The organism is Streptomyces sp. NBC_01520 (genome assembly GCF_045040375.1).
GTDB lineage: Bacteria > Actinomycetota > Actinomycetes > Streptomycetales > Streptomycetaceae > Streptomyces.
On record NZ_CP109404.1, the window covers coordinates 3,648,896 to 3,671,869 of the forward strand.

A 22,974-nucleotide genomic window follows, 5' to 3' on the forward strand; every position below is an offset into this window, starting at 1 on the left:
GGTTACGACTTCTCGCTCGCCGAGGCCGACGGTGACGGGGACTTCGACGCGGACTTCGACGGCGTCGCGTCCGGGGCGGAGGCGGGCGGGGCGGAGGCCGTGGGCCTCTGGCAGCCCTTCTGCTTCGCCATCGCCGAACCGACCTCACCGGACTGCAGCTTCTTCAGCGCCTGGTCGCCATTGGTGCTGATCTTGTTCAGCTCGTCGGCGATTCCCTTGAGCCCGTCTGCGAATTTCGCCTGGTCCTCCGTGTCGAGCGCGTCGACCTTCGTCTTCAGGTTCGCGTACGCCACGGAGGAGGCGTTGAGCTCCTTCACCGCTTCCTTCTGCGTGGTCTCGCCGTCGTCCACGGGCGGCGGGCCCGCCGAGTCCACGGCCGTGCCCAGCGCCTTGTAGGCCTGCGAGATCTGCTGGAAGGCAGCCGAGTCGGTCTCCTGGACGTCGGCGGGCTTGCTGTTGTCGGCCGTCTGCTGCTGGATCGCGGCGTTGGCGTTCGCGATCTTCTGCAGTTGCGGCTGGACCTGGTCGCAGACCTTCTTCGCCCAGTCGTTCACCTTGTCGTCGCTGTCGTCGCTGCAGCCCGACAGCGTCAGTACGAGTACCGCACCGCCGGACAGTGCGGCTGCAAGCTTCTTGTTCACCGGATTGGGTCCCTTCCAAGGCTCTCGGCCCCGGAACTTACACGCCAAGTGGGCGACATTCAGGCGCCAGGTTTCCGATGTGCGTGCTTTTGCAGCCATTTGCACCAAGGGGAATGAGGGAGATACAACTCACCTACGGACTCGGGCAGACGTACGGACAACTCCCCCGCACGCATGGCACCGACAAGCCGGGACGAGCGGGCGGACGACGCGTCAGCACACGCCTTCCGCCCGCCCTCTGATCAGATGTCACCCGCCTCGCGGGCCACCTGCTCCCGGCCGTCTCACGAAACGGCGGCCGGGTCGGCCGACCTGTCGCCGCCGCCTCCCGGACCGTCCTCGTCGCCCATGGCGATCCCGCGCCGCTTGGACACGTACACCGCACCGATGATGACGACGAGGGCGAACACGGCCACGGCGGCCCGCACCCCCGCGTTCGCGTCGTCCCCGTAGCTGAACTGCACGACCGCGGGAGCGATGAGCAGCGCCACGAGATTCATCACCTTGAGGAGCGGGTTGATGGCCGGGCCCGCGGTGTCCTTGAACGGATCGCCGACCGTGTCCCCGATGACGGTCGCGGCGTGGGCATCGCTGCCCTTGCCGCCGTGATGGCCGTCCTCGACGAGCTTCTTGGCGTTGTCCCACGCGCCACCGGAGTTGGCGAGGAAGACGGCCATGAGGGTGCCTGTGGCGATCGCACCCGCGAGATACGAGCCGAGCGCCCCGACCCCCAGGCTGAACCCGACCGCGATCGGCGCCAGCACCGCGAGCAGTCCGGGCGTGGCCAGTTCACGCAGGGCGTCCTTGGTGCAGATGTCGACGACTCGTCCGTACTCCGGCTTCTCCGTGTAGTCCATGATCCCGGGATGCTCGCGGAACTGCCGCCGCACCTCGTACACCACGGCCCCCGCGGAGCGGGAGACCGCGTTGATGGCCAGGCCGGAGAAGAGGAACACGACGGCGGCGCCGAGGATCAGACCGACGAGGTTGTTCGGCTGGGAGATGTCCAGGCTCAGTCCCAGTTCCCCCGCCCCGGCCCCCACGTCGTCGACCGCCGTGGCAATGGCGTCGCGGTACGAGCCGAAGAGTGCCGCGGCCGCCAGGACGGCGGTGGCGATCGCGATGCCCTTGGTGATGGCCTTGGTGGTGTTGCCGACGGCGTCCAGGTCGGTGAGGACCTGCGCCCCGGCACCCGTGACGTCGCCCGACATCTCGGCGATGCCCTGGGCGTTGTCCGAGACGGGACCGAAGGTGTCCATCGCGACGATGACCCCCACGGTGGTGAGAAGGCCGGTCCCCGCCAGGGCAACCGCGAAGAGGGCCAGCATGATCGACGTCCCGCCGAGCAGGAACGCTCCGTAGACGCCCAGACCGATCAGGAGCGCGGTGTAGACGGCCGACTCCAGACCGATGGAGATGCCGGCGAGGACCACCGTCGCCGGGCCCGTCAGCGAGGACTTCCCGATGTCCCGGACAGGGCGCCGGTTGGTCTCGGTGAAGTAGCCGGTGAGCTGCTGGATCAGGGCGGCGAGCACGATGCCGATGGCCACGGCGACGAGGGCGAAGACACGCGGGTCACCACCGTGGGAGCTGATGGCGCTGTCGGTGACCCCGTCCAGCTCGGCGTACGAGGAGGGCAGGTAGACGAAGACCGCCACGGCCGTCAGGACGAGCGAGATCACGGCCGACACGAAGAATCCGCGGTTGATGGCCGTCATCCCGCTTCGGTCCGCCCGGCGCGGAGCGACGGCGAAGATCCCGATCATCGCGGTGACCACGCCGATCGCCGGAACGATGAGCGGGAAGGCCAGCCCCGAGTCCCCGAAGGCGACCTTGCCCAGGATGAGCGCGGCGACGAGGGTCACCGCGTACGACTCGAAGAGATCGGCCGCCATCCCCGCACAGTCGCCGACGTTGTCCCCCACGTTGTCGGCGATGGTGGCGGCATTGCGCGGGTCGTCCTCCGGGATGCCCTGCTCCACCTTGCCCACGAGGTCCGCTCCCACGTCGGCGGCCTTGGTGAAGATGCCGCCCCCGACCCTCATGAACATGGCGATCAGCGCGGCGCCGAGTCCGAATCCCTCCAACACCTTGGGCGCGTCGGAGGCGTAGACGAGGACGACGCAGGAGGCACCGAGCAGACCGAGACCGACGGTGATCATGCCGACCGCGCCACCCGTACGAAAAGCGATCTTCATCGCTTTGTGCGAGACGACGGTGAGATCCTTTTCCGGCTCGCCTTCTGCCGGAGTCGCCTCACGGGCAGCAGCAGCCACACGCACATTGCTGCGCACGGCCAGTCGCATACCGATGTATCCGGTGGCTGCCGAAAAGAGCGCACCCACCAGGAAGAACACCGAACGTCCCGCACGCTGCGACCAGTTGTCGGCCGGAAGCAGCAGAAGCAGGAAGAACACGATCACCGCGAAGATGCCGACCGTGCGCAACTGCCGGGCCAGATAGGCATTCGCGCCCTCCTGGACGGCTGCCGCGATCTCCTTCATACGGGCGGTGCCCTCTCCGGCCGCCAGGACCTGGCGTGCCAGCAGCTGGGCGACGGCCAGCGCGGCAAGGGCGACGACTGCGATGACAACGACGATCAGCCGGTTCCCGTCGGTGAGAACCGCGGCTGCGAGTGAGGTGGGCCGGCCGGAAGGTACGGAAACGTGCGTCAGTTCTGCCAGTGGGGTGTTGAAGAACTCCGCCATACGTCCTCCTTGACGCTCAGCGCTCAAGACGTGGACGGATTGTAGGGAGCGGATACCGATCAAAACAGTGGGTGGTCAATTAAATCGACTTTCGTCCGCCCAATGACAAATGATCTCACCCGGCAATGCACCCGAATACAGTAATGGGGCAGAGGCATGGCGGCGTACGGAAATCCCCAGGAAATTGATCACGCGCACATGAAAAAGGCCCTGCTCAGCAGGGCCGAAAACTGATCGGACGCACGGGCGCGTCCGTGGCGGACCTGTCCGCCACGGACCTGCCGCCGCCCACGGGAGCAGCACGTCTCAGGGAAGGACCACCGCCGGGGCAGTCGGCCACGTCATTCGGATGACTCCGCCGTCCACGCCCGACCGGACCTCCACGTCGTCGACCAGGCCGCTGATGACCGCGAGACCCATCTCGTCCTCGCTGTCCGCGTCGGTGTCCGGCTCATCCGGCCTCGCACTCGCGCCGCCGGGGGCTCCCGACAGCGAAGGATCGCTTCCCGGGCCGGGGACTCCGTCGCCGACCTCGATGGAGAATGCCTTCTCCTCCTCCGTGAGCACGACCGTGACCGGAGCGGTGATGTCATGGCTTCGATGCAGACCTACGGCACGGCTGCACGCCTCACCGACAGCGAGTCTGACCTCGTCGAGCACCGCCTCGTCGACGCCGGCCCGGCGTGCCACGGCGGCTGCCACGAGGCGGGCCGTCCTGACGTGTTCGGGCTGAGCGCTGAAGCGGAGTTCAACGGTTGGCATGCCATCCCCCTCGAACGTACGGGCGTGCATCTCAGGGGCCCGGGCGTGGTGCCCGGTACCCCTGCTCTCCATACTCCTCCGGAACCGACGAAGCCGGCAGCCGACCCATGGGTCGACCGCCTGCCCGCGGCGGCCCGCCTGCTGCCGCCTGTCGGCCTGTCGCTGCCTGCCGCCCGAGGACGGCAGGCCTGGTCCGACGACTCAGTCGGTGGCCGCGACAGCCTCGTCGACCGTGGTGTGAATGGGAAACACCTTGGTCAGACCTGTGATCCGGAAGATCTTGAGAATGCGCTCCTGGTTGCACACCAGGCGCAGCGAGCCCTCATGGGCCCGGACACGCTTCAAGCCACCCACGAGCACGCCGAGGCCGGTGGAGTCGAGGAAGTCGACACCTTCCATGTCGACAACCAGGTGGTAGCTGCCGTCATTCACCAACTCGACCAACTGCTCGCGCAGCTTGGGCGCGGTATAAACATCAATCTCGCCACCGACCTCGACGACCGTACGGTCGCCACCAGGGCCGGACACATTGCGAGTCGACAGGGACAGGTCCACGGATCCTCCAGCACCTTGCTATCGAGCGGTCGCCCCTCGGTCTCCCCGACGGAGGCCAGGGGACGGATCGCCAGCCGCGATGGCATTCAATCACTTACCAGCAGCCATGCACGACGCCTTGGGACCATTGTCCGTCATGCCGGTGACACACTCGGTGCCGATGGCCAAGAATCACCGCCCCAGTCGACCGCCCGAGAACCCGGGCTCGCGCCCCTCTCCCGCCACGGTCCTCGACCGGCTCGCCGCAGGGGAGGGCCGGGCTGCGCGCATCACTCATACGGAGCACTTGCCCCCGCGGGCGGGAACCCATGCCATCTGGCCTGATCGCATCCGCCCGGAAGTGATCTCGGCAATTGGCCGGGCCGGGATCGACCATCCGTGGGAACACCAGGCCGCGGCCGCCGAGTACGCCCTGGACGGTGAGTCCGTCGTCATCGCCACCGGCACGGCGTCCGGCAAGTCGCTCGCCTACCTGGCGCCGGTCCTGAGCGCTCTCCTCGACGGCTCGCAGGCACCGAACGGCCGCGGCGCGACCGCCCTGTACCTCGCCCCGACCAAGGCCCTCGCCGCCGACCAGCGGCGCTCCGTGAAGGAGCTCTCCGCCCCGCTGGGAACCGCGGTGCGGCCGGCGGTCTACGACGGGGACACGCCGGTCGAGGAGCGCGAATGGGTACGCCAGTACGCCAACTACGTCCTGACGAACCCCGACATGCTGCACCGGGGGATACTCCCGTCCCACCCCCGCTGGGCCTCCTACCTGCGCGCCCTGCGCTTCGTCGTCATCGACGAGTGCCACACCTACCGGGGGGTCTTCGGCTCCCACGTCGCCCAGGTGCTGCGCCGCCTGCGCCGCCTGTGCGCGCGTTACGGCTCCGATCCGGTGTTCCTCCTCGCCTCGGCCACCGCGGCGCAGCCGTCGGTCGCCGCGGGCCGTCTCACGGGCCTGCCCGTCAAGGAGGTCTCCGACGACGCCTCGCCCCGCGGCGAGATGGTGTTCGCCCTCTGGGAGCCTCCGCTGACCGATCTGCACGGCGAGAAGGGCGCTCCGGTGCGCCGTACCGCCACGGCCGAGACAGCCGACCTCCTGACCGACCTGACCCTCCAGGGTGTCCGCTCGGTCGCCTTCGTGCGCTCCCGGCGCGGCGCGGAGCTCATCTCCGTCATCGCCAAGGAGCGGCTCGCCGAGGTGGACCGTTCCCTGCCCGCACGGGTCGCCGCCTACCGTGGCGGATACCTGCCCGAGGAACGCCGGGCCCTGGAACGCGCGCTGCACTCCGGCGACCTGCTCGGGCTGGCCGCGACCACCGCCCTGGAACTCGGCATCGACGTGTCGGGCCTGGATGCCGTCGTCATCTGCGGCTACCCGGGCACCCGGGCGTCGCTGTGGCAGCAGGCGGGCCGCGCGGGACGCGCCGGACAGGGTGCGCTGGCGATCCTGGTGGCCCGCGACGACCCGCTGGACACCTTCCTCGTCCACCATCCCGAGGCGCTCTTCCAGCAGCCCGTGGAGTCGACCGTCCTGGACCCGGACAACCCGTACGTCCTCGCCCCGCACCTGTGCGCCGCGGCGGCGGAACTCCCGCTCGCCGAAGGCGACATCGCTCTCTTCGGCCCCGCCGTGCCCGATCTGCTGCCGCAGCTCGAAGCCGCGAAGCTGCTGCGCAGGCGGGCGACGGGCTGGCACTGGACCCGCCGCGAACGGGCCGCCGACCTGACGGACATCCGTGGCGGGGGAGGCCGTCCGGTCCAGATCGTCGAGGAGGGCACCGGCCGGCTGCTGGGCACGGTCGACGAGTCGGCGGCGCACACCGCCGTGCACGAGGGCGCGGTCCACCTCCACCAGGGCCGCACGTACCTGGTCCGGAAGCTGGATCTGGAGGACTCGGTCGCCCTGGTGGAGGAAGCCGTACCGCCGTACTCGACCAACGCTCGCGACACCACCACCATCACCGTGCTGGAGACCGACACAGAGATCCCGTGGGGTGACGGGCGGCTCTGCTTCGGTTCCGTCGAGGTCACCAACCAGGTCGTCTCCTTCCTGCGTCGCAAGCTGATCACCGGAGAGGTCCTGGGCGAGACCAAGCTGGACCTGCCGCCCCGCACCCTGCGCACCCGCGCAGTGTGGTGGACGGTCACCGAGGACCAGTTGGATGCCGCCCGGATCAATCCCGAGATCCTCGGCGGCGCCCTGCACGCCGCCGAACACGCGTCGATCGGGATGCTGCCCCTCTTCGCCACCTGCGACCGCTGGGACATCGGCGGGGTGTCCGTGCCCCTGCACCCGGACACGTTGCTCCCCACGGTCTTCGTCTACGACGGACACCCCGGCGGCGCCGGATTCGCCGAACGGGCGTTCCACACGGCCGGTACGTGGCTGACGGCGACCCTCAAGGCCATCGCGTCCTGCGAGTGCGAGGCGGGCTGCCCGTCCTGCATCCAGTCCCCCAAATGCGGCAACGGCAACGAACCACTGCACAAACGGGGCGCTGTACGCCTCCTGACCGAACTCCTCAGAACCGCACCGCCGGACCCCGAGGAGAACCCGCTGCCGGAAGACCCAGGAACCTAGACACAGGCCTTGGCACGTCCACCACCCCGGCCCGCCTCACCGCCTCACCGCCTCACCGCCTCACCGCCTCACCGCCTCACCGCCTCACCGCCTCACCGCCTCACCGCCTCACCGCCTCACCGCCTCACCGCCTCACCGCCTCACCGCCTCACCGCCTCACCGAGTAAGGCTGCCCTGTCCTGACGTGAGCCGACTCGGTGCGTATGCGTGTGCCTTGGCACCTCCGCCCTCGGGGGTTCTGCCACTGGCTCCCCGACCGTCGGCGTCACCGCGCTCGGTGGTGATGTCGCTGCCGCTGGAGCCGGTGGTGCCCGCATACCCGTTGGCGCTGTCGCCGATCGTCTGCCTGGTGGCGATGTCGTTGCCGTCCCGGACGCCCCGGCGGTCGGAGGACCCGCCCTCGACCTGACCTCCGGCCGGTAGGGACCGAAGCGCACGCGGACCGTCACATCGGCGATCTCGCCCCGGACCACGCATCGGATCACCTCTGCCCTCTGTGCCCCGGCCACCTCCTTCGCTGCCCCGCAGGCGGCCACTTCCCCCCGCAGTGCCCGATCGGCGGCGGCCAGAGCGGCCAGGTCCGCGGCCCCACCGGCATCGTGCCGGGCCGCCACGGCCTGTCCCAGCGCGAGCACCGTGGCGAACACCGCGCACAGTGTCAGCGTCGTCATGGCCACCCACACCGTCGCCAGACCGCGGTCCCCGGCCGGCGATCTTCCTCGCACGGCTCTCACGGCTCCGCTCCCACCGTGTCCTCGGCCAATGCGACCGCCTCCGCGCTGAGCGTCAGAGCAAGCCGGCCCGGACCGGGCGTCGGTGACTCGACCCTGACCCGCCACAACTCCCCCGTACGCGCCAGGTCGACCCGGGCTCCGCCCGGTGCCGCCTCCAGCGCCGCGGACAGCACCGCGGACTCCGGTTCCGATCGGGCAGCCGCCCGTGCTCCGGCCCGGGCGGCGTCCACACAACGGATCTGGTCGGCTGCCGCTACCAGCGCCCAGACAAGAGCCAAGGCGAAAGCCACCAGCACCGGAACGGCCATGGCGGCCTCAGCCGTCACCGCACCCCGGTCACGGGACCCGGCCGACGGCCGGACAGGCGCCCTGGGCCCATCTCTGGCTCCCGCGGCAGCAGGAGTTCGGGACCGAGCACCGGTTCCCGCCCCCGCTTCAGAACTTCGCATCGAGCGCGTCCTTGATCAGCGACTGCAGTGCCGACTGCACCGCCCCGCTCGTCACCACCTTGTAGAGCACCGCCGCGAACGCGCACGCGGCGATGGTCCCCACCGCGTACTCGGACGTCGTCATGCCCCGGTCCGCCCTGACGGACCTCACAAGCCTGTCGTACCTGTCCTCCCAGGTGCGGCGCATCGCACACATCACCTGTCCCATGACGTTCTTTCCCATCTCGGCCCCGTTCGGTTCGGTTTCGGATTCGGATTTCGAGGTTCGGATTCCCGGTTCGGAAATGCGGATCGCGGTGGGTGTGCCGGGCATCCGGAAGAACGCACCCGTGGTTCTCCGTCACTTGGCGTGCAGCAGCCCGGACGCCAGCCCGATGACCACCGGTGCCACCCCCACCGCCAGAAAGGCGGGCAGGAAGCAGAGTCCGACCGGCGCTGTGATCAACACGCCTGCTCGCTGGGCCCGCGCCACAGCCGTGCTCGCCCGCTCGGCACGTATCTCGTCGGCCAGCCTGGAGACCGGTTCCGCCGCCGGAGCGCCCGTCGAGCCGGCCCGCTCCAGGCAACGGGCCAGCGGTCCTGCGCCCGGTATCTCCGCGAACCGCCCCCACGCGTCGGCCGGTTCGCCGCCGAGCCGGATCTCCGCCGCCGTGCTGGCCAGGCGGTCACCGACCGGACCACCCATGGATTCCCCGACGGCCTCGGCCGCCTCCCAGGGGCCGGCGCCCGCCGAGAGGCAAGCCGCCAGCAGATCCGCGGCCAGCGGCAACTGCCGGGCTACCCACGCGGCTTCCGCCCCCTGTGCGGCACTCCCCCGCCCGGATCTCTGCCATCGCCGAACTCCGTAGGCCGCCGCCAGGCCGACCCCGCACCCGGCCACCCCTCCGACGAGGATCCAGCCGGCCACACAGGCCCCAAGAGGTGCCGCCCATCGCGGGGCGCGGTCCAGGCCTCCTGTCCGCAGGCGCCGCCAGCCGATCCCCGGGCCGCCGAAACGGGTCCTGGACAACCTCGCTCCGCGCCTGCGGGTCGCACGCTCTCGCCGCAGCCCGGCCAGGGCAAGGACCAGGTACACAGCCACACCCAGCACCGCGCCCACGGCACCCATCCCGTGCTCCTCGCCAGGGAGCGCGTTCATTCCGCCTCCCCGGCCCGCACGATCCGCGCCGCCCAGAACAGTCCAGCCGCCTCGAGCAGACCGCCCGTCACCAGACAGGCCAGCCCTCCCGGACTGTGCAGCAGCACTCTCAGCGGGTCCGCGCCGAGCGCCGCTCCCAGCCCCAGCCCCACCACCGGCAGTAACGCCAGCACCACGACCGTCGACCACGCACCCGCCAACTGCGCCCGCAGCTCATCCCGTCGGCGCCGCTCGGCACGCTGTGCGCTCTCCAGACGGGTGAGACCTGCCGCGAGCCCGGCTCCGCCGTCCACCGCCACCCGCCAACAGGCCGCCACCCCCGCGAGCCCGTCGAGGCCGGGGCCGGTCGCCGCCTGCCGGAGTGCGTCGGGCACGTCGCCGCCGAACCGCGCGGCCGCCGCCACAGCGGACTCAGAGACGCCCGGGGCTCCCGTACGGCGCCAGGAGACGGCAAGGGCCTGCCCGGGCTCACGCCCCGCCCGCAGCTCGCCCACGACTGCCCCGCAGAGTGCCGTAACCGCGTCGGCCGCCCGTTCACGCTCGCTCCGCTGTACCCGCCGTCGCATCCAGCGACGCACCAGGGGCACCGCCACGGCCCCCGCAAGTAGGGGCAATACCGATTGACCCAACACGGCAAGAAGTGCCGCCACAGGGGCGCACAGCCATTCGCGCCGCCGTTCCAGGAAGATCCGCACCGTGGCCCATCCCGCCACCTGCCCCCGCAGGTCCACCCTCGCTCCCGCGAACAACGTCTTCGCTCGCCGCACGCCAGGGTTCCGAAGCACAGCCAGCCCGCCCGCCAGCCCCGCGCACACCGCCATCACCAGAGACAGCGCCCACATCAAGGCGTCAGCCCCCGCCGCAGTCACCGCGCCTCTCCGATCAGCGACCCCAACCGCTCCCAGCCCCGCTCCGGGACGAACCCCTCCGCGCCCCAGCGCAGCGCGGGCACCGTCACCACCAGGCCCGCCGCGTCCCGTTCGAGCACATGGACTTCGGCGAGGCGGCGCCGCCCTCCCCGATCCCGTACGAGATGAACCACCACGGACAGGGCGGCCGCCAACTGGCTGTGCAGTGCGGCCCGGTCGAGACCCGCTGCCGTCCCCAGTGCCTCCAGACGGGCCGGAACGTGCTCAGCCGCGTTGGCGTGCACCGTGCCGCAACCCCCTTCATGTCCCGTGTTCAGCGCGGCCAGCAACTCCGTCACCTCGGCACCCCGCACCTCCCCCACCACCAGCCGGTCGGGCCGCATGCGCAATGCCTGGCGCACCAAATCCCGGAGCGTCACCCTGCCCGCCCCCTCCTGGTTGGCGGGACGCGACTCCAGGCGCACCACATGCGGGTGGTCCGGGCGCAGTTCCGCAGAATCCTCGGCGAGCACGATGCGTTCCCGCTCGCCGACGGCACCCAGCAGGCTGGACAGCAGAGTCGTCTTCCCTGCGCCGGTCCCCCCGCTGATCAGATAGGAGACCCGGGCCTCGACCAGCGCTCTCAGGAAGTGGTCCCCTCCGGGCGGGACCGTCCCGGCCGCGACGAGCTCCGCCAGCGTGAAGGCCCGGAGGCGCACCACCCGCAGCGACAGACATGTCGTGCCGACGGACACCGGAGGAAGGACAGCGTGCATCCGTGTCCCGTCCGGCAGTCGTGCGTCCACCCAGGGCCGGGCATCGTCCAGCCGCCGCCCTGCCACCGCGGCGAGCCGCTGGGCCAGCCTGCGGACCGCCGCCGCATCCCGGAAGGTGACCGGGGTCAGTTCGAGTCCGGCTCCGCGGTCCACCCAGACCCGGTCGGGCGCGGACACCAGCACGTCGGTCACAGCAGGGTCGGCCAGCAAGCGCTCCAGCACCCCGGTCCCGACCAGCTCCCCACGCAATTCCTCAGCTGCGCCGAGCACTTCCGCGTCTCCGAGCAGGCGGCCCTGTGCCCTGAGAGCGGCCGCCACGCCGGCCGGAGTGGGCGCGGCACCGCTGCGGGCCAGCCGCTGCCGCACGGCGTCGAGCAGGGCTTCGGTCATGGCGTGCCTCCTCCGGGACGCCCTGCCGCCATAGCCGCTGCTCCGGCCGAGGAGTCCGCCCGATCCCAGAACGCCGTACAGAAGCGGGCCAGCGGGCTTCGGGAATTGCCACCGGGCGGCAGGCCACTGTCCTGGGCCGCCGAAAGTCCCGTTTCCAGGGGCAGGTCGCCGACTAGGGGAAGTTCCAGCGCCTGCGCGACCCATTGGTCGTCCAGTCCGGCCGTGTAGGGCCCGCGCGCGACGACCCTCAGATCCTCCAGGACCGTCCCGACCGCCGCCGCCACACGTTTGGCCGCCGCCACCGCCCTCAGCTCACCCGGCACGACCAGCAGCCCTACGTCCAGTTGTGCCAGGGCCTCGGCCACGCTCTCGTCGACCCGGCGCGGCAGGTCCACGACGACCACGCCGCCGAGCCTCCGAGCAGCCGCGAGAACTGCCTGCATGGCCGGCGGCGGGACGATCACGTCGTTGTCCCGTCCCCAGCTGAGCACGCGCAATCCGTGCAGTGCGGGCAGGGACTCCTCCAGAGCGCTACCGCCCACCCTCCCTTTGGAACGGGCGAAATCCGGCCATCGCATTCCTTCGGATTCCTCACCACCCAGCAGCACGTCGATCCCGCCGCCCATCGGGTCGCCGTCGACCAGCAGGGTCCGCCGACCGGACCTGGCTGCCGTCACGGCAAGCGCACAGGCCAGCGTGGACGCACCGGAGCCGCCGCGCCCTCCCACCACCCCGACGGTGAGCGCGGGACGCCCGACACCTTCCGCGGCATTGGCGATCTGATCGACGAGCCAGACCTCGGACTCAGGCAGCCGGAGTACGTACTCGGCCCCGATCTCCACCGCCCGGCGCCAGACGTCAGGGTCGTCCTGGTCCCGGCCGACCAGCATCACTCCGCGCCTGCGTGCGGCACCGCGGCACCTCGGTGCGGCGTCGTCACCCACCAGGACCATCGGGGCCCGTTCCCAGCCACTTCTCTGCGCGGGTGGTCCGTGATGCACCTCGGGCACGGCCCCTGCCGCCGCGCACAGCCTCAGCAGATCGTCCAGCAAAAGCACGTCCTCGGTCACGATCAGCGGTCCGCCCCGCGGCCCCTCGCCGATCGACAGACCTTCCCGTGCGATGGATCCAGCCATGGCCTCCGCTCCTTCCCACTGCCTCTTCAGTGCGGTTCGCGGCGGTCTCGGGCCTAACCGAGATGCGCGATTCCGGAACCCGTGGACTTCGCGGGTGGAATCAACATGCAGCGCCTCGGAAAAACATGTGGATCTTGCTCGGAAACTGTGGACAACTTCAGCATTGTGAATATCTCGGTAGCTCGTACAGGCGACATTCGGAGCGCAGCCCTTCCGCTACACACCGTGACGAGTCATGCTCGGGTGAGTCCACGGCAGAATCGGCCGGCACGGCCGAGAGAGGAAGGAGGCCCCTTGATTCCGGAGGGAAGAACCGCGTCCGGACATGCGACGACCCCCGCCGGGGGGGAGAGCGGGGGTCGTCCCCACGGCCGACTCGGGGGGGGGGGGGGAGGAGTCGGACCGGGTTAGCACGGTCGCGAACGATCCGTGACTTCCATGGTGTACCCGAGCGCTTCCTCAGGCAAACCCACCCGCCGGGGTTTACGCCGAATGGTGGGCCCCTATGCTCACCTTTGTGGAAAACTGCTTCTCGCCGCGTACAGCAGCCTTCTTTGACCTGGACAAGACGGTCATTGCGAAGTCTTCGACACTGACCTTCAGCAAGTCCTTCTACCAAGGCGGGCTGATCAACCGCCGTGCCGTACTGCGCACCGCGTACACACAGTTCGTGTTCCTCGCCGGAGGCGCCGATCACGACCAGATGGAGCGGATGCGTGAATATCTCTCTGCGCTCTGCAAGGGATGGAACGTCCAGCAGGTCAAGGAGCTCGTCGCCGAGACTCTGCACGATCTGATCGACCCGATCATTTACGACGAGGCCGCGACCCTCATCGAGGAACATCACACCGCCGGGCGTGATGTCGTCATCGTGTCGACCTCGGGCGCGGAAGTTGTCGAGCCGATCGGCGAGCTGCTCGGCGCCGACCGGGTCGTCGCGACACGGATGGTGGTCGGCGACGACGGCTGCTTCACCGGCGAGATCGAGTACTACGCCTACGGGCCCACGAAGGCCGAGGCCGTGAAGGCTCTTGCCGCGTCGGAGGGGTACGACCTTTCGCGCTGCTACGCCTACAGCGACTCCGCCACCGACGTGCCGATGCTGGAGTCCGTCGGCCATCCGTATGCGGTCAACCCGGACCGGGCGCTCAGGCGTGAGGCCACCCTCCGGGAATGGCCGATTCTCGTCTTCGACCGCCCGGTCCGCCTCAAGCAGCGCCTGCCCGCGTTCTCCATGCCTCCGCGCCCGGCACTCGTGGCCGCCGCGGCAGTGGGTGCAGCGGCCCTGACAGCCGGACTCGTCTGGTACGCCAACCGTCGCCGCGCCGCCGCACTCACCACCTGACACGTCCGGCAGCTCCTGCACACCAAGGCCCCGACCGTCACGGCTCCAGCCGAACGACCGAGCAGCCGAACCCGCCCGACGGCATCCGATCCATACCTATTTGAACCTAAAAGTAAAGAAGTGCGGCCAGGGCTTCCACTACCACCGGTCCTGGAGTACAAAGGACTCAACGGCCCGCGAGACCAAGGACATCCGAGAGGATCACCTTTACACGCACAGACGGCCCCACGGACCGCGCATGAAAGCCGAGCACCCACGCGACGTCGACCCGTCGATTACGGGCCAGCCGCACCAGGTGACGGGCAAAGAACCCAACCTGATGGGCATATATCGAGGACGCTTGGTAACTGGGCGGACATGCCAGCGGCGGTACCGGATCCGGTACCGCCGCAACCCTTTCCGGCACCGCGACTCAGACACCGCGACAGATCTGCCGCCGCACCGTTTCCCGCCTAGGCCGCGCCGCGCTGCAGCGCCTCGCAGACCGCCGTCGACTCCCTGACGCCCAGCTCCACCGAGCGCCCGCAATGTGCGATCCAGGCCGCCATACCTTCAGGCTTCCCCGAGAGGTAGCCCTCGAAAGCCTCGACGTAGGCCGCTCGCCCCTGTTCCGCGTGTCCCACCTCGGCAGGGCAGATCGACTTCGGATCGAGCCCACTGCCGATCAGCACGATGCGCTCGGCGGTCCGGGCGACCAGACCGTTGTGCGAGCCGAAGGGCCGCAGAGCCAGCAGTTCACCGTGCACGATCGCGGCCATCACCAGCGCGGGCGCCGCACTCCCGGCGATGATCAGCTGCGACAGCCCTTCAAGCCTCCCGGCCACCTCGCCGGCATCCGGAAGCGGCGCCTCGACCAACGGCTCGTCGACCGGTTCACCCGCCAGCCGGGGCCGGCCGACGGCATCGTCAGGGGTCGCCCCGCCGGCCGCCACCAGATGCAGCCGGGCCAGGACCCGCAGCGGGGACTGCCGCCAGATGGAGAGGAGTTGCCCCGCCTCCGCCGTCAGCCTCAAAGCCGCCCCGACGATGCGCGCCTCGTCCTCGCCACTGAAGTCGGTGCGCCGGCGCACCTCCTCGAGATTCCAGTCCGCGCCCGAGAGCGCCGCCGAACCGCGGGCGCCACGCAGGGCCGCCTCCGCGGTGACCTCGTTGCTTCGCCGCCGCATGACCCGGTGACCGTAGACCCGGTCCACGGCCTTGCGTACGGAGTCCACCGCGTCGGTCACCCCTGGCAGTGCACCCAGGGCGGAAAGCGGGTCCGAGGAAGTCGTACTCATAGGTAGGGAGGCTACGCGCACCCCGCCCGGATGCCGTCCGGGAGTGGTCTTCTTCACGAAGCGTGACAGCACTGAGCAATGACACCGCTACCCTAGGTGAACATGAAGATCGCTTTCGTGGGGAAGGGCGGCAGCGGCAAGACAACGCTGTCCTCGCTCTTCATCCGCCACCTCGCTGCCAATGAAGCCCATGTCGTCGCGGTGGACGCCGACATCAACCAGCACCTCGGGGCCGCTCTCGGCCTCGACGAGAAGGAAGCCGCCGCACTGCCCGCCATGGGCGCCCGGCTGCACCTCATCAAGGACTACCTGCGCGGCACCAACCCCCGCATCACATCCACCGAGACGATGATCAAGACGACGCCGCCGGGCGAGGGCTCACGACTGCTGCGCGTCCGTGAGGACAACCCGGTCTACGACGCCTGCGCGCGCACGGTGCACCTGGACGACGGGGACATCCGGCTGATGGTCACGGGCCCGTTCACCGAGTCCGATCTGGGGGTGGCCTGCTACCACTCCAAGGTCGGAGCGGTGGAGCTCTGCCTCAACCACCTCGTGGACGGCCCGGACGACTACGTAGTGGTGGACATGACAGCGGGATCGGACTCGTTCGCGTCAGGGATGTTCACCCGGTTCGACATGACGTTCCTGGTCGCCGAGCCGACCCGGAAGGGCGTCTCCGTCTACCGCCAGTACAAGGAGTACGCGCGGGACTTCGGCGTCGCCCTGAAGGTGGTGGGCAACAAGGTTCAGGGTCAGGACGATCTCGACTTCCTGCGCGCGGAGGTCGGCGACGACCTGCTGGTCGGAGTCGGCCAGTCGGACTGGGTCCGCACCATGGAAAAGGGCAGGCCGGCCCCGTTCGAGCTGCTGGAGGCGGACAACCGAATGGCCCTGCAAGCCCTACAGGACGCCGCGGAGGACTCCTACGAGCACCGCGACTGGGAGCGCTACACGCAGCAGATGGTGCATTTCCATCTGAAGAACGCGGAGAGCTGGGGCAACGAGAAGACGGGCGCCGACCTGGCTGCCCAGGTCGACCCGGCCTTCGTACTGAATGAGCACTGCGCCGACTCCGGCGCCGCCCAGCCGGCCTGACCGGCCAGCTCGTTCATGACCAGCCGGTACGCCCCGGGGCCGGCGCCGGTACGCCCCGGGGCCGGCGCCGGGCCGCACCCCCGAAGCCGGACGGTGGTGGCTAGTCCGCGTCCGCGCCGTTGGCCGCCGGCTGGTCCGCCGGCCTGGCGGGCACGGGGCTGTCGGCGGGCTTGCCCGGAGCCGTCCCGGCCAGGAAGGCCGACCAGCCCTGCTCGGGCTTCTGCCCGACCTTCAGCGTTCCGAGTCTGGCGAGCGTCGCCGGGCCCTGTGCGTCGAGCCAGTCGGCCAGCTGCCGGAAGGAGACACAGCGCACGTCCTTCTGGGTACACACCGTCTTGATGGTCTCCTCAATGGCACGCATGTACGTGCCACCGTTCCAGGACTCGAAGTGGTTGCCGATGATCAGCGGAGCCCGGTTCCCGTTGTACGCGCGGTCGAACGCCTGGAGCAGACCGTCCCTCATCTGGTTGCCCCAGTAGGTGTGGCGGCCCGGGTCCCCCTGCGTCGTGCCGGACTGGTTGAACATGAAGTTGTAGTCCATCGAGAGCGTCTCGAAGGCTCGGCCCGGGACCGGGACGAGTTGGAGCGGGAGGTCCCAGACACCGTCCTTCTTCGCAGGCCACACCTGGTTGCCGATACCGCTGGAGTCGTAGCGGAAGCCCATGGTCCGCGCCGCCGCGACCATGTTCTTCTGCCCCTCCAGGCAGGGGGTTCGGGCGCCGACCAGTTCGTTGTCGTAGTCGAAGGGCAGGGGCGCTTCGGCCTTGAGGGCAGGAGCGTTGGTCTTCCAGTTCTTCACGAAAGCCTTCGCCTGGGCGATCTCGCTCTTCCACTCCTCGACCGACCAGGTTCCGACACCTCCGTCCGGCCCGCAGAAGTGCCCGTTGAAATGGGTGCCGATCTCATTGCCGTCCAGCCAGGCGGCACGCAGTTCCGTCAGCGTGTCGCGGATGCCCTCGGTGTCGTTAAACCCGATGTCGGAGCGTCCCGCCGCATGCTGGGGCGGCGCGTAGAGCGCCTTCTTGTCTTCCGGGAGCAGGTACACACCGCTGAGGAAGTACGTCATGTTCGCGTTGTACTTCTTCGCGACTCCACGGAAGTGCGAGAAGAGCTTCTGACTGTCCTCCCCTGCACCGTCCCAGGAGAACACCACGAACTGTGGCGGCTTCTGGCCGGGCTTCAGGCGCTTTGCCACGGGGAGCTTCGGCTGGACCCCGGTGAAGGCGGTGGACCCGTCACCGATGAGCTTGACCGCACCCTTGGGCGCCGCCGCCGGGGAGTGCTCCTCCTTACCGGGCACCGCCTCCTTCCCAGTGGTTCCGGAGCCTGCACCGGAGCAGCCCGCCAGGCCGACAACCAGTGCTGTGGCCACGGCGCCCAGGGCGATCCTCTTCGTGGCGGCCATCATCCGTCCACCCTCTTCCTTGCAGGAGTCGTGCGTTGAAGTGCCGACGAGGCGCGGTCAACGTCGCACGCAGTTGCGAGGAATCAGTACGACAAGACAGATGAAAAGATGCTTATTCACTTGAATGAGTGATTCAATACTCTATTTGCTCGAAAACATGGACACCATTCTTTACTCTCCATTACGATTCATTTACCGAGAGTTGAGAAATCCCGCCGCTGCACGCCGTGACCCACGGCCGCGTCACTCACATTCCGCGACCGCGCTGCCCCGGAGGAGACGGGAACATGTCTGCCTGCGTCCCTGCCCGAAACGACCGTTCATCCCGCAGTTCGCGCCCTCCCCGCGCCTCGGGAATCAAGCGTCCGCACAGTCCGCCGCCTCCGGGCGGCCGCCGCCTCCGTATCGCGGGCGCCGACCTGTCCGCGTCCCTCACCGTTTTCCTGATCGCCGTCCCCATGTCGCTCGGTCTCGCCGTCGCCATGGACGCCCCGCTCGCAGCCGGGCTGGTTTCCGCGGTCATCGGCGGCATCGTCGCCGGTCTGCTCGGCGGCACACCCCTCCAGGTCAGCGGCCCCTCCGCCGGGCTGACCGTGGTCACAGCCGAGTTGATCCAGATCTACGGCTGGCGCACCACCTGCGCGATCACCATCGGCGCCGGCCTGTTGCAGATCCTGCTCGGCTCGTTGAGAGCGGCCCGCAGTGCCCTCGCCGTCAGCCCCGCCATCGTGCACGGCACACTCGCCGGCATCGGCGTGGCCATCGCGCTGGCCCAGCTGCACATCATGCTCGGCGGGTTCCCGCAGAGCTCGGTCCTCGACAACGTCCGCGCCCTGCCCGCCCTGTTGGACCGGCTCAGTCCGGCCGCCCCGCTCATCGGCGTCCTGACCATCGCGGTTCTCGTCCTGTGGCCACGGATGCCCGGACGCATCGGCTCGGGCCTCCGCCGGATTCCGGCCGCGCTCGCGGCCGTGGCCATCGCGACCGCCGTGGCCGCCGCGGCGGCACCCGGTATCGCCCGGGTCGACCTGCCGTCCTGGCGTTCGCACGCCCTGCCCGAGCTGCCTCAGGGACCGGTGGCCGCCCTGGCCACCGCCGTGTTCACGGTCATGCTTGTGGCGAGCCTGGAATCCCTCCTCGCCTCCGTCGCCGTGGACAAGCTGACCGCCGACCGGACAGCGGTCCAGCACAGGGACGGTGGTGCGACACCGCACGTGCCGGTCAAGCGCTCCGATCTCGACCGGGAGTTGCGCGCCCAGGGGGCGGCCAACGCGCTGGCCGGACTCTTCGGCGGGCTCCCCGTCTCCGGTGGAGCGGTACGCAGTTCGGCGAACGTACGAGCCGGAGCGACGAGCCGCGCCTCCACGGTGCTGCACGGCGTGTGGGTGCTGCTCGCCGCGGTCATGCTGGTCACGGTCCTGGAGTGGATCCCGCTGGCGGCGCTCGCCGCCCTGGTGATGGTCGTCGGCATCCAGATGGTCAGCTTCGCGCACATCCGCAATGTCCACAGGCATCGCGAATTCCTGGTGTACGGAGCCACGATCACCGGCGTGATCACCGCTGGTGTTCTTGAGGGTGTGGCGATCGGCATCGTCGTCGCGGTGGGCGTGGCCCTGCACCGGCTCGCCCGCACCCGGATCACGGTGTCGGAGCGGGACGGCGGGTATCTGGTGACCGTCCGCGGTCAGTTGACCTTCCTGGCAGTCCCCCGGCTCAGCCGACTGCTCGGAGGGCTCCCGCAAGGAGCCGACGCCGTCGTCGAGTTGGACGGGTTCTTCATGGACCACGCGGCGTACGAGGCGATTCAGGAGTGGCGTACGGCACAGACCGCCCTGGGTGGGCGGATCGTCTTCACCGGGCGCTCGGGCGGCCGGATCGGCGAGCCTTCGTCGGCCGCGCACTCCTGCTGTCGTCCGTGGACGCCGTGGCGCAACCACCACTGCCACGACAAGACCGGACGTACCGATACGGCCGCAGCCACCGGCTCAGCGGTCGCCGTCGTCCCTCCCGCCGTCTCGTCGGGCGCAGGAGCGGGCCGGCAGGGTGCTCATCGGCTGCTCAGTGGCCTCAGTTCCTTTCAGCGCACCACCGCTCCTCTGGTGCGCGAGGAGCTTGCCCGGCTGGCGACCGAGGGCCAGCAGCCCTCTCAGCTGTTCATCACCTGTGCCGACTCCCGCCTGGTCACCAGCATGATCACCGCGAGCGGGCCCGGCGACCTCTTCACGGTACGGAATGTCGGCAACCTTGTACCGCCGCCGGACACCGGGGGCGCTGTGAGCAATGACGACTCGGTGGCCGCCGCGATCGAGTACGCGGTGGATGTGCTGGAGGTCGAGTCCATCACCGTCTGCGGACACTCGGGATGCGGGGCCATGCAGGCCCTGCTGGGTGCCGCACCCGAGACGGAGGCCCCTCGTACCCCGCTGTGGCGCTGGCTGCGGCACGGTCTGCCGAGCCTGGAGCGTATGGGTTCCCGCGATCACTCCTGGGCGCGGATCTCCGGTCGGCTGCCCACCGATGCGGTGGAGCAGCTCTGCCTGACCAACGTGGTCCAGCAGTTGGAGCACCTGCGGGCACACGACTCGGTGGCCCGTCGGCTCGCGGCGGGCACGTTGCAGCTGCACGGCATGTACTTCCATGTGGGCGAGGCCCAGGCCTATCTGCTGACTGAAGGCGCCAGTTCGGGTACCGGCCCCGACGAGGTCTTCGCCCGCGTCGCCCCCGGCGAGGAGCCCGGCACGGAGCCCGGCACGGTACGGAGCACACGGCCGGGCAGCGGGTTCGGCATCGGTTCCGGCGTCCACTCCGGCGCGTACCCCTGTCCCGAAGTCCTTCGCACAGCCCCCGACACGGTGGTCGGCGCCTGAACCGTACGAGCCCCCGGTCCGTGAGACCTTGTGGTCCCGCTTCCGCAACGCACCACATGCTTGCGGAAGCGGGGCGTGTGCCCCTATACACGAAACACAGGTCTAAACCAATTCCCGGCAGACACTTGTCACCCGGCCTGCGGACTGATGAGCTATGCCCCGGGACACAACGGACACCCTGGGAATGGGAGATGTCGTGAGCAACGAAAGCCTGGCCAATCTGCTCAAGGAGGAGCGGCGGTTCGCACCGCCTGCCGATCTGGCCGCGAACGCCAACGTGACAGTGGAGGCGTACGAGCAGGCCAATGCGGACCGGCTGGGCTTCTGGGCCGAGCAGGCCCGTCGCCTGACCTGGGCCACGGAGCCGACCGAGACGCTCGACTGGAGCAACCCGCCCTTCGCGAAGTGGTTCGCGGACGGCGAGCTCAACGTCGCGTACAACTGCGTGGACCGCCATGTCGAGGCGGGCAACGGCGACCGGGTCGCCATCCACTTCGAGGGCGAGCCCGGCGACAGCCGTGCGATCACCTACGCGGAGCTGAAGGACGAGGTCTCCCGCGCCGCCAATGCCCTCACCGAACTCGGCGTGGTCAAGGGTGACCGGGTCGCGGTCTATCTTCCGATGATCCCGGAGGCCGCGATCGCGATGCTGGCCTGCGCCCGCATCGGTGCCGCGCATTCGGTGGTCTTCGGGGGCTTCTCCGCGGACGCCATCGCCGCCCGTATCCGGGACGCGGAAGCCAAGGTCGTCATCACCGCCGACGGCGGCTACCGCAAGGGCAAGGCGTCCGCGCTCAAGCCGGCCGTGGACGACGCCGTCTCGCGCATCGACAGCATCGAGCACGTCCTCGTGGTCCGGCGCACCGGCCAGGACACGGCGTGGACCGAGGGCCGGGACGTCTGGTGGCATGAGATCACGGCCCGGCAGTCGGCCGAGCACACCCCCGAGGCCTTCGAGGCGGAGCACCCGCTCTTCATCCTCTACACCTCGGGCACCACGGGTAAGCCGAAGGGCATCCTGCACACCTCCGGCGGGTACCTCACGCAGACGGCGTACACGCACCACGCGGTCTTCGACCTCAAGCCCGAGTCCGACGTCTACTGGTGCACCGCCGACATCGGCTGGGTGACGGGACACTCGTACATCGTCTACGGGCCGCTGGCCAACGGCGCGACCCAGGTCATGTACGAGGGGACGCCCGACACCCCGCATCAGGGGCGCTTCTGGGAGATCGTCCAGAAGTACGGCGTCACGATCCTCTACACCGCGCCGACCGCGATCCGTACGTTCATGAAGTGGGGGGACGACATCCCCGCCAAGTTCGACCTGTCGTCCCTCCGGGTCCTCGGTTCGGTCGGCGAGCCGATCAACCCCGAGGCATGGATGTGGTATCGGAAGCACATCGGTGCCGACAACTGCCCGGTCGTGGACACCTGGTGGCAGACCGAGACCGGCGCGATGATGATCTCGCCGCTCCCCGGGGTCACGGCGGCCAAGCCCGGTTCGGCGCAGCGGGCCCTGCCCGGTATCTCCGCCACCGTCGTGGACGACGAGGCCCGGGAGGTACCGGACGGCGGGGGCGGCTATCTCGTCCTCACCGAGCCCTGGCCGTCGATGCTCCGCACCATCTGGGGCGACGACCAGCGTTTCATCGACACCTACTGGTCGCGCTTCGAAGGCAAGTACTTCGCGGGCGACGGCGCCAAGAAGGACGAGGACGGCGACATCTGGCTCCTCGGCCGGGTCGACGACGTCATGCTCGTCTCCGGGCACAACATCTCGACCACCGAGGTCGAGTCGGCCCTCGTGTCGCACCCGGCGGTCGCCGAGGCGGCCGTGGTCGGCGCGAACGACGAGACGACCGGTCAGGCCATCGTCGCGTTCGTGATACTGCGGGGCACGGCTACCGCCTCGGAAGAGCTGGTCGCCGAACTGCGCAACCACGTCGGTGCCACACTCGGCCCGATCGCCAAGCCCAAGAGGGTGCTGCCGGTGGCCGAGCTGCCGAAGACCCGCTCGGGCAAGATCATGCGGCGCCTGCTGCGCGATGTCGCCGAGAACCGCGAGCTGGGCGATGTCACCACGCTCACGGATTCGGACAGCGTGCGGCGCATCGCAGACAGTCTGAAGCCCGCCGACCCGGCCTAGCCGACCGTAGGACCGAAGCCCCCGCCCTTGCGGGGGCTTCGGTCCTATCCCGTGCCCGCGGTCGAGGTGCGGGCGGACGGGTGGACCCCACGCCTGCCGTGGCCGGGCGCCGATTGTCGGTTCGGGC

Annotated in this window: 18 protein-coding genes; 5 read left to right on the plus strand and 13 right to left on the minus strand. The window is 69.6% G+C overall.

The annotated features are described in order from the left end of the window. Positions 1-2 precede the first annotated feature (2 nt). The 4 genes from OG524_RS16420 to OG524_RS16435 form a co-directional block, all read right to left on the minus strand. A complete protein-coding gene (locus OG524_RS16420; RefSeq protein WP_405390076.1) occupies positions 3-641 on the minus strand; it encodes a small secreted protein in 639 nt (212 codons plus the stop codon). A 284-nt stretch (positions 642-925) separates the two neighbouring features. After that, positions 926-3,349, minus strand: coding sequence for a sodium-translocating pyrophosphatase (locus OG524_RS16425; protein ID WP_405810811.1), 2,424 nt, complete (start codon positions 3,347-3,349; stop codon positions 926-928). A gap of 306 nt (positions 3,350-3,655) precedes the next feature. Next, entirely contained in the window at positions 3,656-4,111 is a 456-nt protein-coding gene (locus OG524_RS16430) for an ATP-binding protein (RefSeq protein WP_405390074.1), read from the minus strand. A gap of 201 nt (positions 4,112-4,312) precedes the next feature. Then, positions 4,313-4,666 carry an STAS domain-containing protein gene (locus OG524_RS16435; protein ID WP_003967428.1) on the minus strand — a complete coding sequence of 118 codons (354 nt, stop codon included), beginning with the start codon at positions 4,664-4,666 and terminating at the stop codon, positions 4,313-4,315. Between the two features lie 79 nt (positions 4,667-4,745). Here OG524_RS16435 and OG524_RS16440 point away from each other — a divergent pair, with 79 nt between their 5' ends. Further along, positions 4,746-7,235 carry a DEAD/DEAH box helicase gene (locus OG524_RS16440; RefSeq protein ID WP_405390073.1) on the plus strand — a complete coding sequence of 830 codons (2,490 nt, stop codon included), beginning with the start codon at positions 4,746-4,748 and terminating at the stop codon, positions 7,233-7,235. A gap of 140 nt (positions 7,236-7,375) precedes the next feature. Here OG524_RS16440 and OG524_RS16445 read toward each other — a convergent pair whose 3' ends face one another. The 7 genes from OG524_RS16445 to ssd form a co-directional block, all read right to left on the minus strand. After that, positions 7,376-7,906 carry an Rv3654c family TadE-like protein gene (locus OG524_RS16445; RefSeq protein ID WP_405393168.1) on the minus strand — a complete coding sequence of 177 codons (531 nt, stop codon included), beginning with the start codon at positions 7,904-7,906 and terminating at the stop codon, positions 7,376-7,378. 59 nt (positions 7,907-7,965) lie between these two features. Next, the gene (locus tag OG524_RS16450; protein ID WP_405390072.1) at positions 7,966-8,418 is read right to left on the minus strand and encodes a TadE family type IV pilus minor pilin; all 453 of its coding nucleotides are present in this window, start codon (positions 8,416-8,418) and stop codon (positions 7,966-7,968) included. After that, positions 8,405-8,614 carry a DUF4244 domain-containing protein gene (locus OG524_RS16455; RefSeq protein ID WP_405393167.1) on the minus strand — a complete coding sequence of 70 codons (210 nt, stop codon included), beginning with the start codon at positions 8,612-8,614 and terminating at the stop codon, positions 8,405-8,407. The genes OG524_RS16450 and OG524_RS16455 overlap by 14 nt, the downstream gene beginning before the upstream one ends. Before the next feature lie 144 nt (positions 8,615-8,758). Beyond that, on the minus strand, positions 8,759-9,556 hold the full coding sequence (locus tag OG524_RS16460; RefSeq protein WP_405810814.1) for a type II secretion system F family protein: 798 nt from the start codon (positions 9,554-9,556) through the stop codon (positions 8,759-8,761). After that, the gene (locus OG524_RS16465) at positions 9,553-10,398 is read right to left on the minus strand and encodes a type II secretion system F family protein (protein ID WP_405812469.1); all 846 of its coding nucleotides are present in this window, start codon (positions 10,396-10,398) and stop codon (positions 9,553-9,555) included. The genes OG524_RS16460 and OG524_RS16465 overlap by 4 nt, the downstream gene beginning before the upstream one ends. Positions 10,399-10,421: 23 nt before the next feature. Then, on the minus strand, positions 10,422-11,570 hold the full coding sequence (locus tag OG524_RS16470; protein ID WP_405390070.1) for a TadA family conjugal transfer-associated ATPase: 1,149 nt from the start codon (positions 11,568-11,570) through the stop codon (positions 10,422-10,424). Then, entirely contained in the window at positions 11,567-12,706 is a 1,140-nt protein-coding gene (gene ssd, locus OG524_RS16475; RefSeq protein WP_405390069.1) for a septum site-determining protein Ssd, read from the minus strand. Before ssd ends, OG524_RS16470 begins: the two co-directional genes overlap by 4 nt. A gap of 505 nt (positions 12,707-13,211) precedes the next feature. Between ssd and OG524_RS16480 the strand changes: the two genes are divergently transcribed. Further along, complete coding sequence (locus tag OG524_RS16480) at positions 13,212-14,051, plus strand: HAD family hydrolase (RefSeq protein ID WP_405390068.1); 840 nt, start codon at positions 13,212-13,214, stop codon at positions 14,049-14,051. 452 nt (positions 14,052-14,503) lie between these two features. Here the strand turns inward: OG524_RS16480 and OG524_RS16485 are convergent, their stop codons facing one another. After that, positions 14,504-15,328 (minus strand): oxidoreductase, encoded by an 825-nt coding sequence (locus OG524_RS16485; RefSeq protein ID WP_405810817.1) that lies wholly within the window; start codon positions 15,326-15,328, stop codon positions 14,504-14,506. Positions 15,329-15,430: 102 nt separating this feature from the next. Between OG524_RS16485 and OG524_RS16490 the strand changes: the two genes are divergently transcribed. Then, entirely contained in the window at positions 15,431-16,426 is a 996-nt protein-coding gene (locus OG524_RS16490; RefSeq protein ID WP_405390066.1) for an ATP-binding protein, read from the plus strand. Positions 16,427-16,526: 100 nt separating this feature from the next. Here the strand turns inward: OG524_RS16490 and OG524_RS16495 are convergent, their stop codons facing one another. After that, entirely contained in the window at positions 16,527-17,834 is a 1,308-nt protein-coding gene (locus OG524_RS16495; RefSeq protein ID WP_405390065.1) for a hypothetical protein, read from the minus strand. A gap of 284 nt (positions 17,835-18,118) precedes the next feature. On the opposite strand from OG524_RS16495, the gene OG524_RS16500 reads away from it, so the two are divergent. Then, positions 18,119-20,698 (plus strand): SulP family inorganic anion transporter, encoded by a 2,580-nt coding sequence (locus OG524_RS16500; RefSeq protein WP_405390064.1) that lies wholly within the window; start codon positions 18,119-18,121, stop codon positions 20,696-20,698. A gap of 154 nt (positions 20,699-20,852) precedes the next feature. Continuing rightward, positions 20,853-22,847, plus strand: coding sequence for an acetate--CoA ligase (acs, locus tag OG524_RS16505; protein WP_405810820.1), 1,995 nt, complete (start codon positions 20,853-20,855; stop codon positions 22,845-22,847). Positions 22,848-22,974 lie beyond the last annotated feature (127 nt).

Bases quoted from the DNA above. Each gene is read 5' to 3' on its own strand.
- OG524_RS16425 (WP_405810811.1), bottom strand. From the start codon at position 3,349: ATGGCGGAGTTCTTCAACACCCCACTGGCAGAACTGACGCACGTTTCC.
- OG524_RS16430 (WP_405390074.1), bottom strand. From the start codon at position 4,111: ATGCCAACCGTTGAACTCCGCTTCAGCGCTCAGCCCGAACACGTCAGG.
- OG524_RS16440 (WP_405390073.1), top strand. From the start codon at position 4,746: ATGGCATTCAATCACTTACCAGCAGCCATGCACGACGCCTTGGGACCA.
- OG524_RS16445 (WP_405393168.1), bottom strand. From the start codon at position 7,906: ATGACGACGCTGACACTGTGCGCGGTGTTCGCCACGGTGCTCGCGCTG.
- OG524_RS16450 (WP_405390072.1), bottom strand. From the start codon at position 8,418: ATGCGAAGTTCTGAAGCGGGGGCGGGAACCGGTGCTCGGTCCCGAACT.
- OG524_RS16455 (WP_405393167.1), bottom strand. From the start codon at position 8,614: ATGTGTGCGATGCGCCGCACCTGGGAGGACAGGTACGACAGGCTTGTG.
- OG524_RS16460 (WP_405810814.1), bottom strand. From the start codon at position 9,556: ATGAACGCGCTCCCTGGCGAGGAGCACGGGATGGGTGCCGTGGGCGCG.
- OG524_RS16465 (WP_405812469.1), bottom strand. From the start codon at position 10,398: ATGTGGGCGCTGTCTCTGGTGATGGCGGTGTGCGCGGGGCTGGCGGGC.
- OG524_RS16470 (WP_405390070.1), bottom strand. From the start codon at position 11,570: ATGACCGAAGCCCTGCTCGACGCCGTGCGGCAGCGGCTGGCCCGCAGC.
- ssd (WP_405390069.1), bottom strand. From the start codon at position 12,706: ATGGCTGGATCCATCGCACGGGAAGGTCTGTCGATCGGCGAGGGGCCG.
- OG524_RS16480 (WP_405390068.1), top strand. From the start codon at position 13,212: ATGCTCACCTTTGTGGAAAACTGCTTCTCGCCGCGTACAGCAGCCTTC.
- OG524_RS16485 (WP_405810817.1), bottom strand. From the start codon at position 15,328: ATGAGTACGACTTCCTCGGACCCGCTTTCCGCCCTGGGTGCACTGCCA.
- OG524_RS16490 (WP_405390066.1), top strand. From the start codon at position 15,431: ATGAAGATCGCTTTCGTGGGGAAGGGCGGCAGCGGCAAGACAACGCTG.
- OG524_RS16495 (WP_405390065.1), bottom strand. From the start codon at position 17,834: ATGATGGCCGCCACGAAGAGGATCGCCCTGGGCGCCGTGGCCACAGCA.
- OG524_RS16500 (WP_405390064.1), top strand. From the start codon at position 18,119: ATGTCTGCCTGCGTCCCTGCCCGAAACGACCGTTCATCCCGCAGTTCG.
- acs (WP_405810820.1), top strand. From the start codon at position 20,853: ATGCCCCGGGACACAACGGACACCCTGGGAATGGGAGATGTCGTGAGC.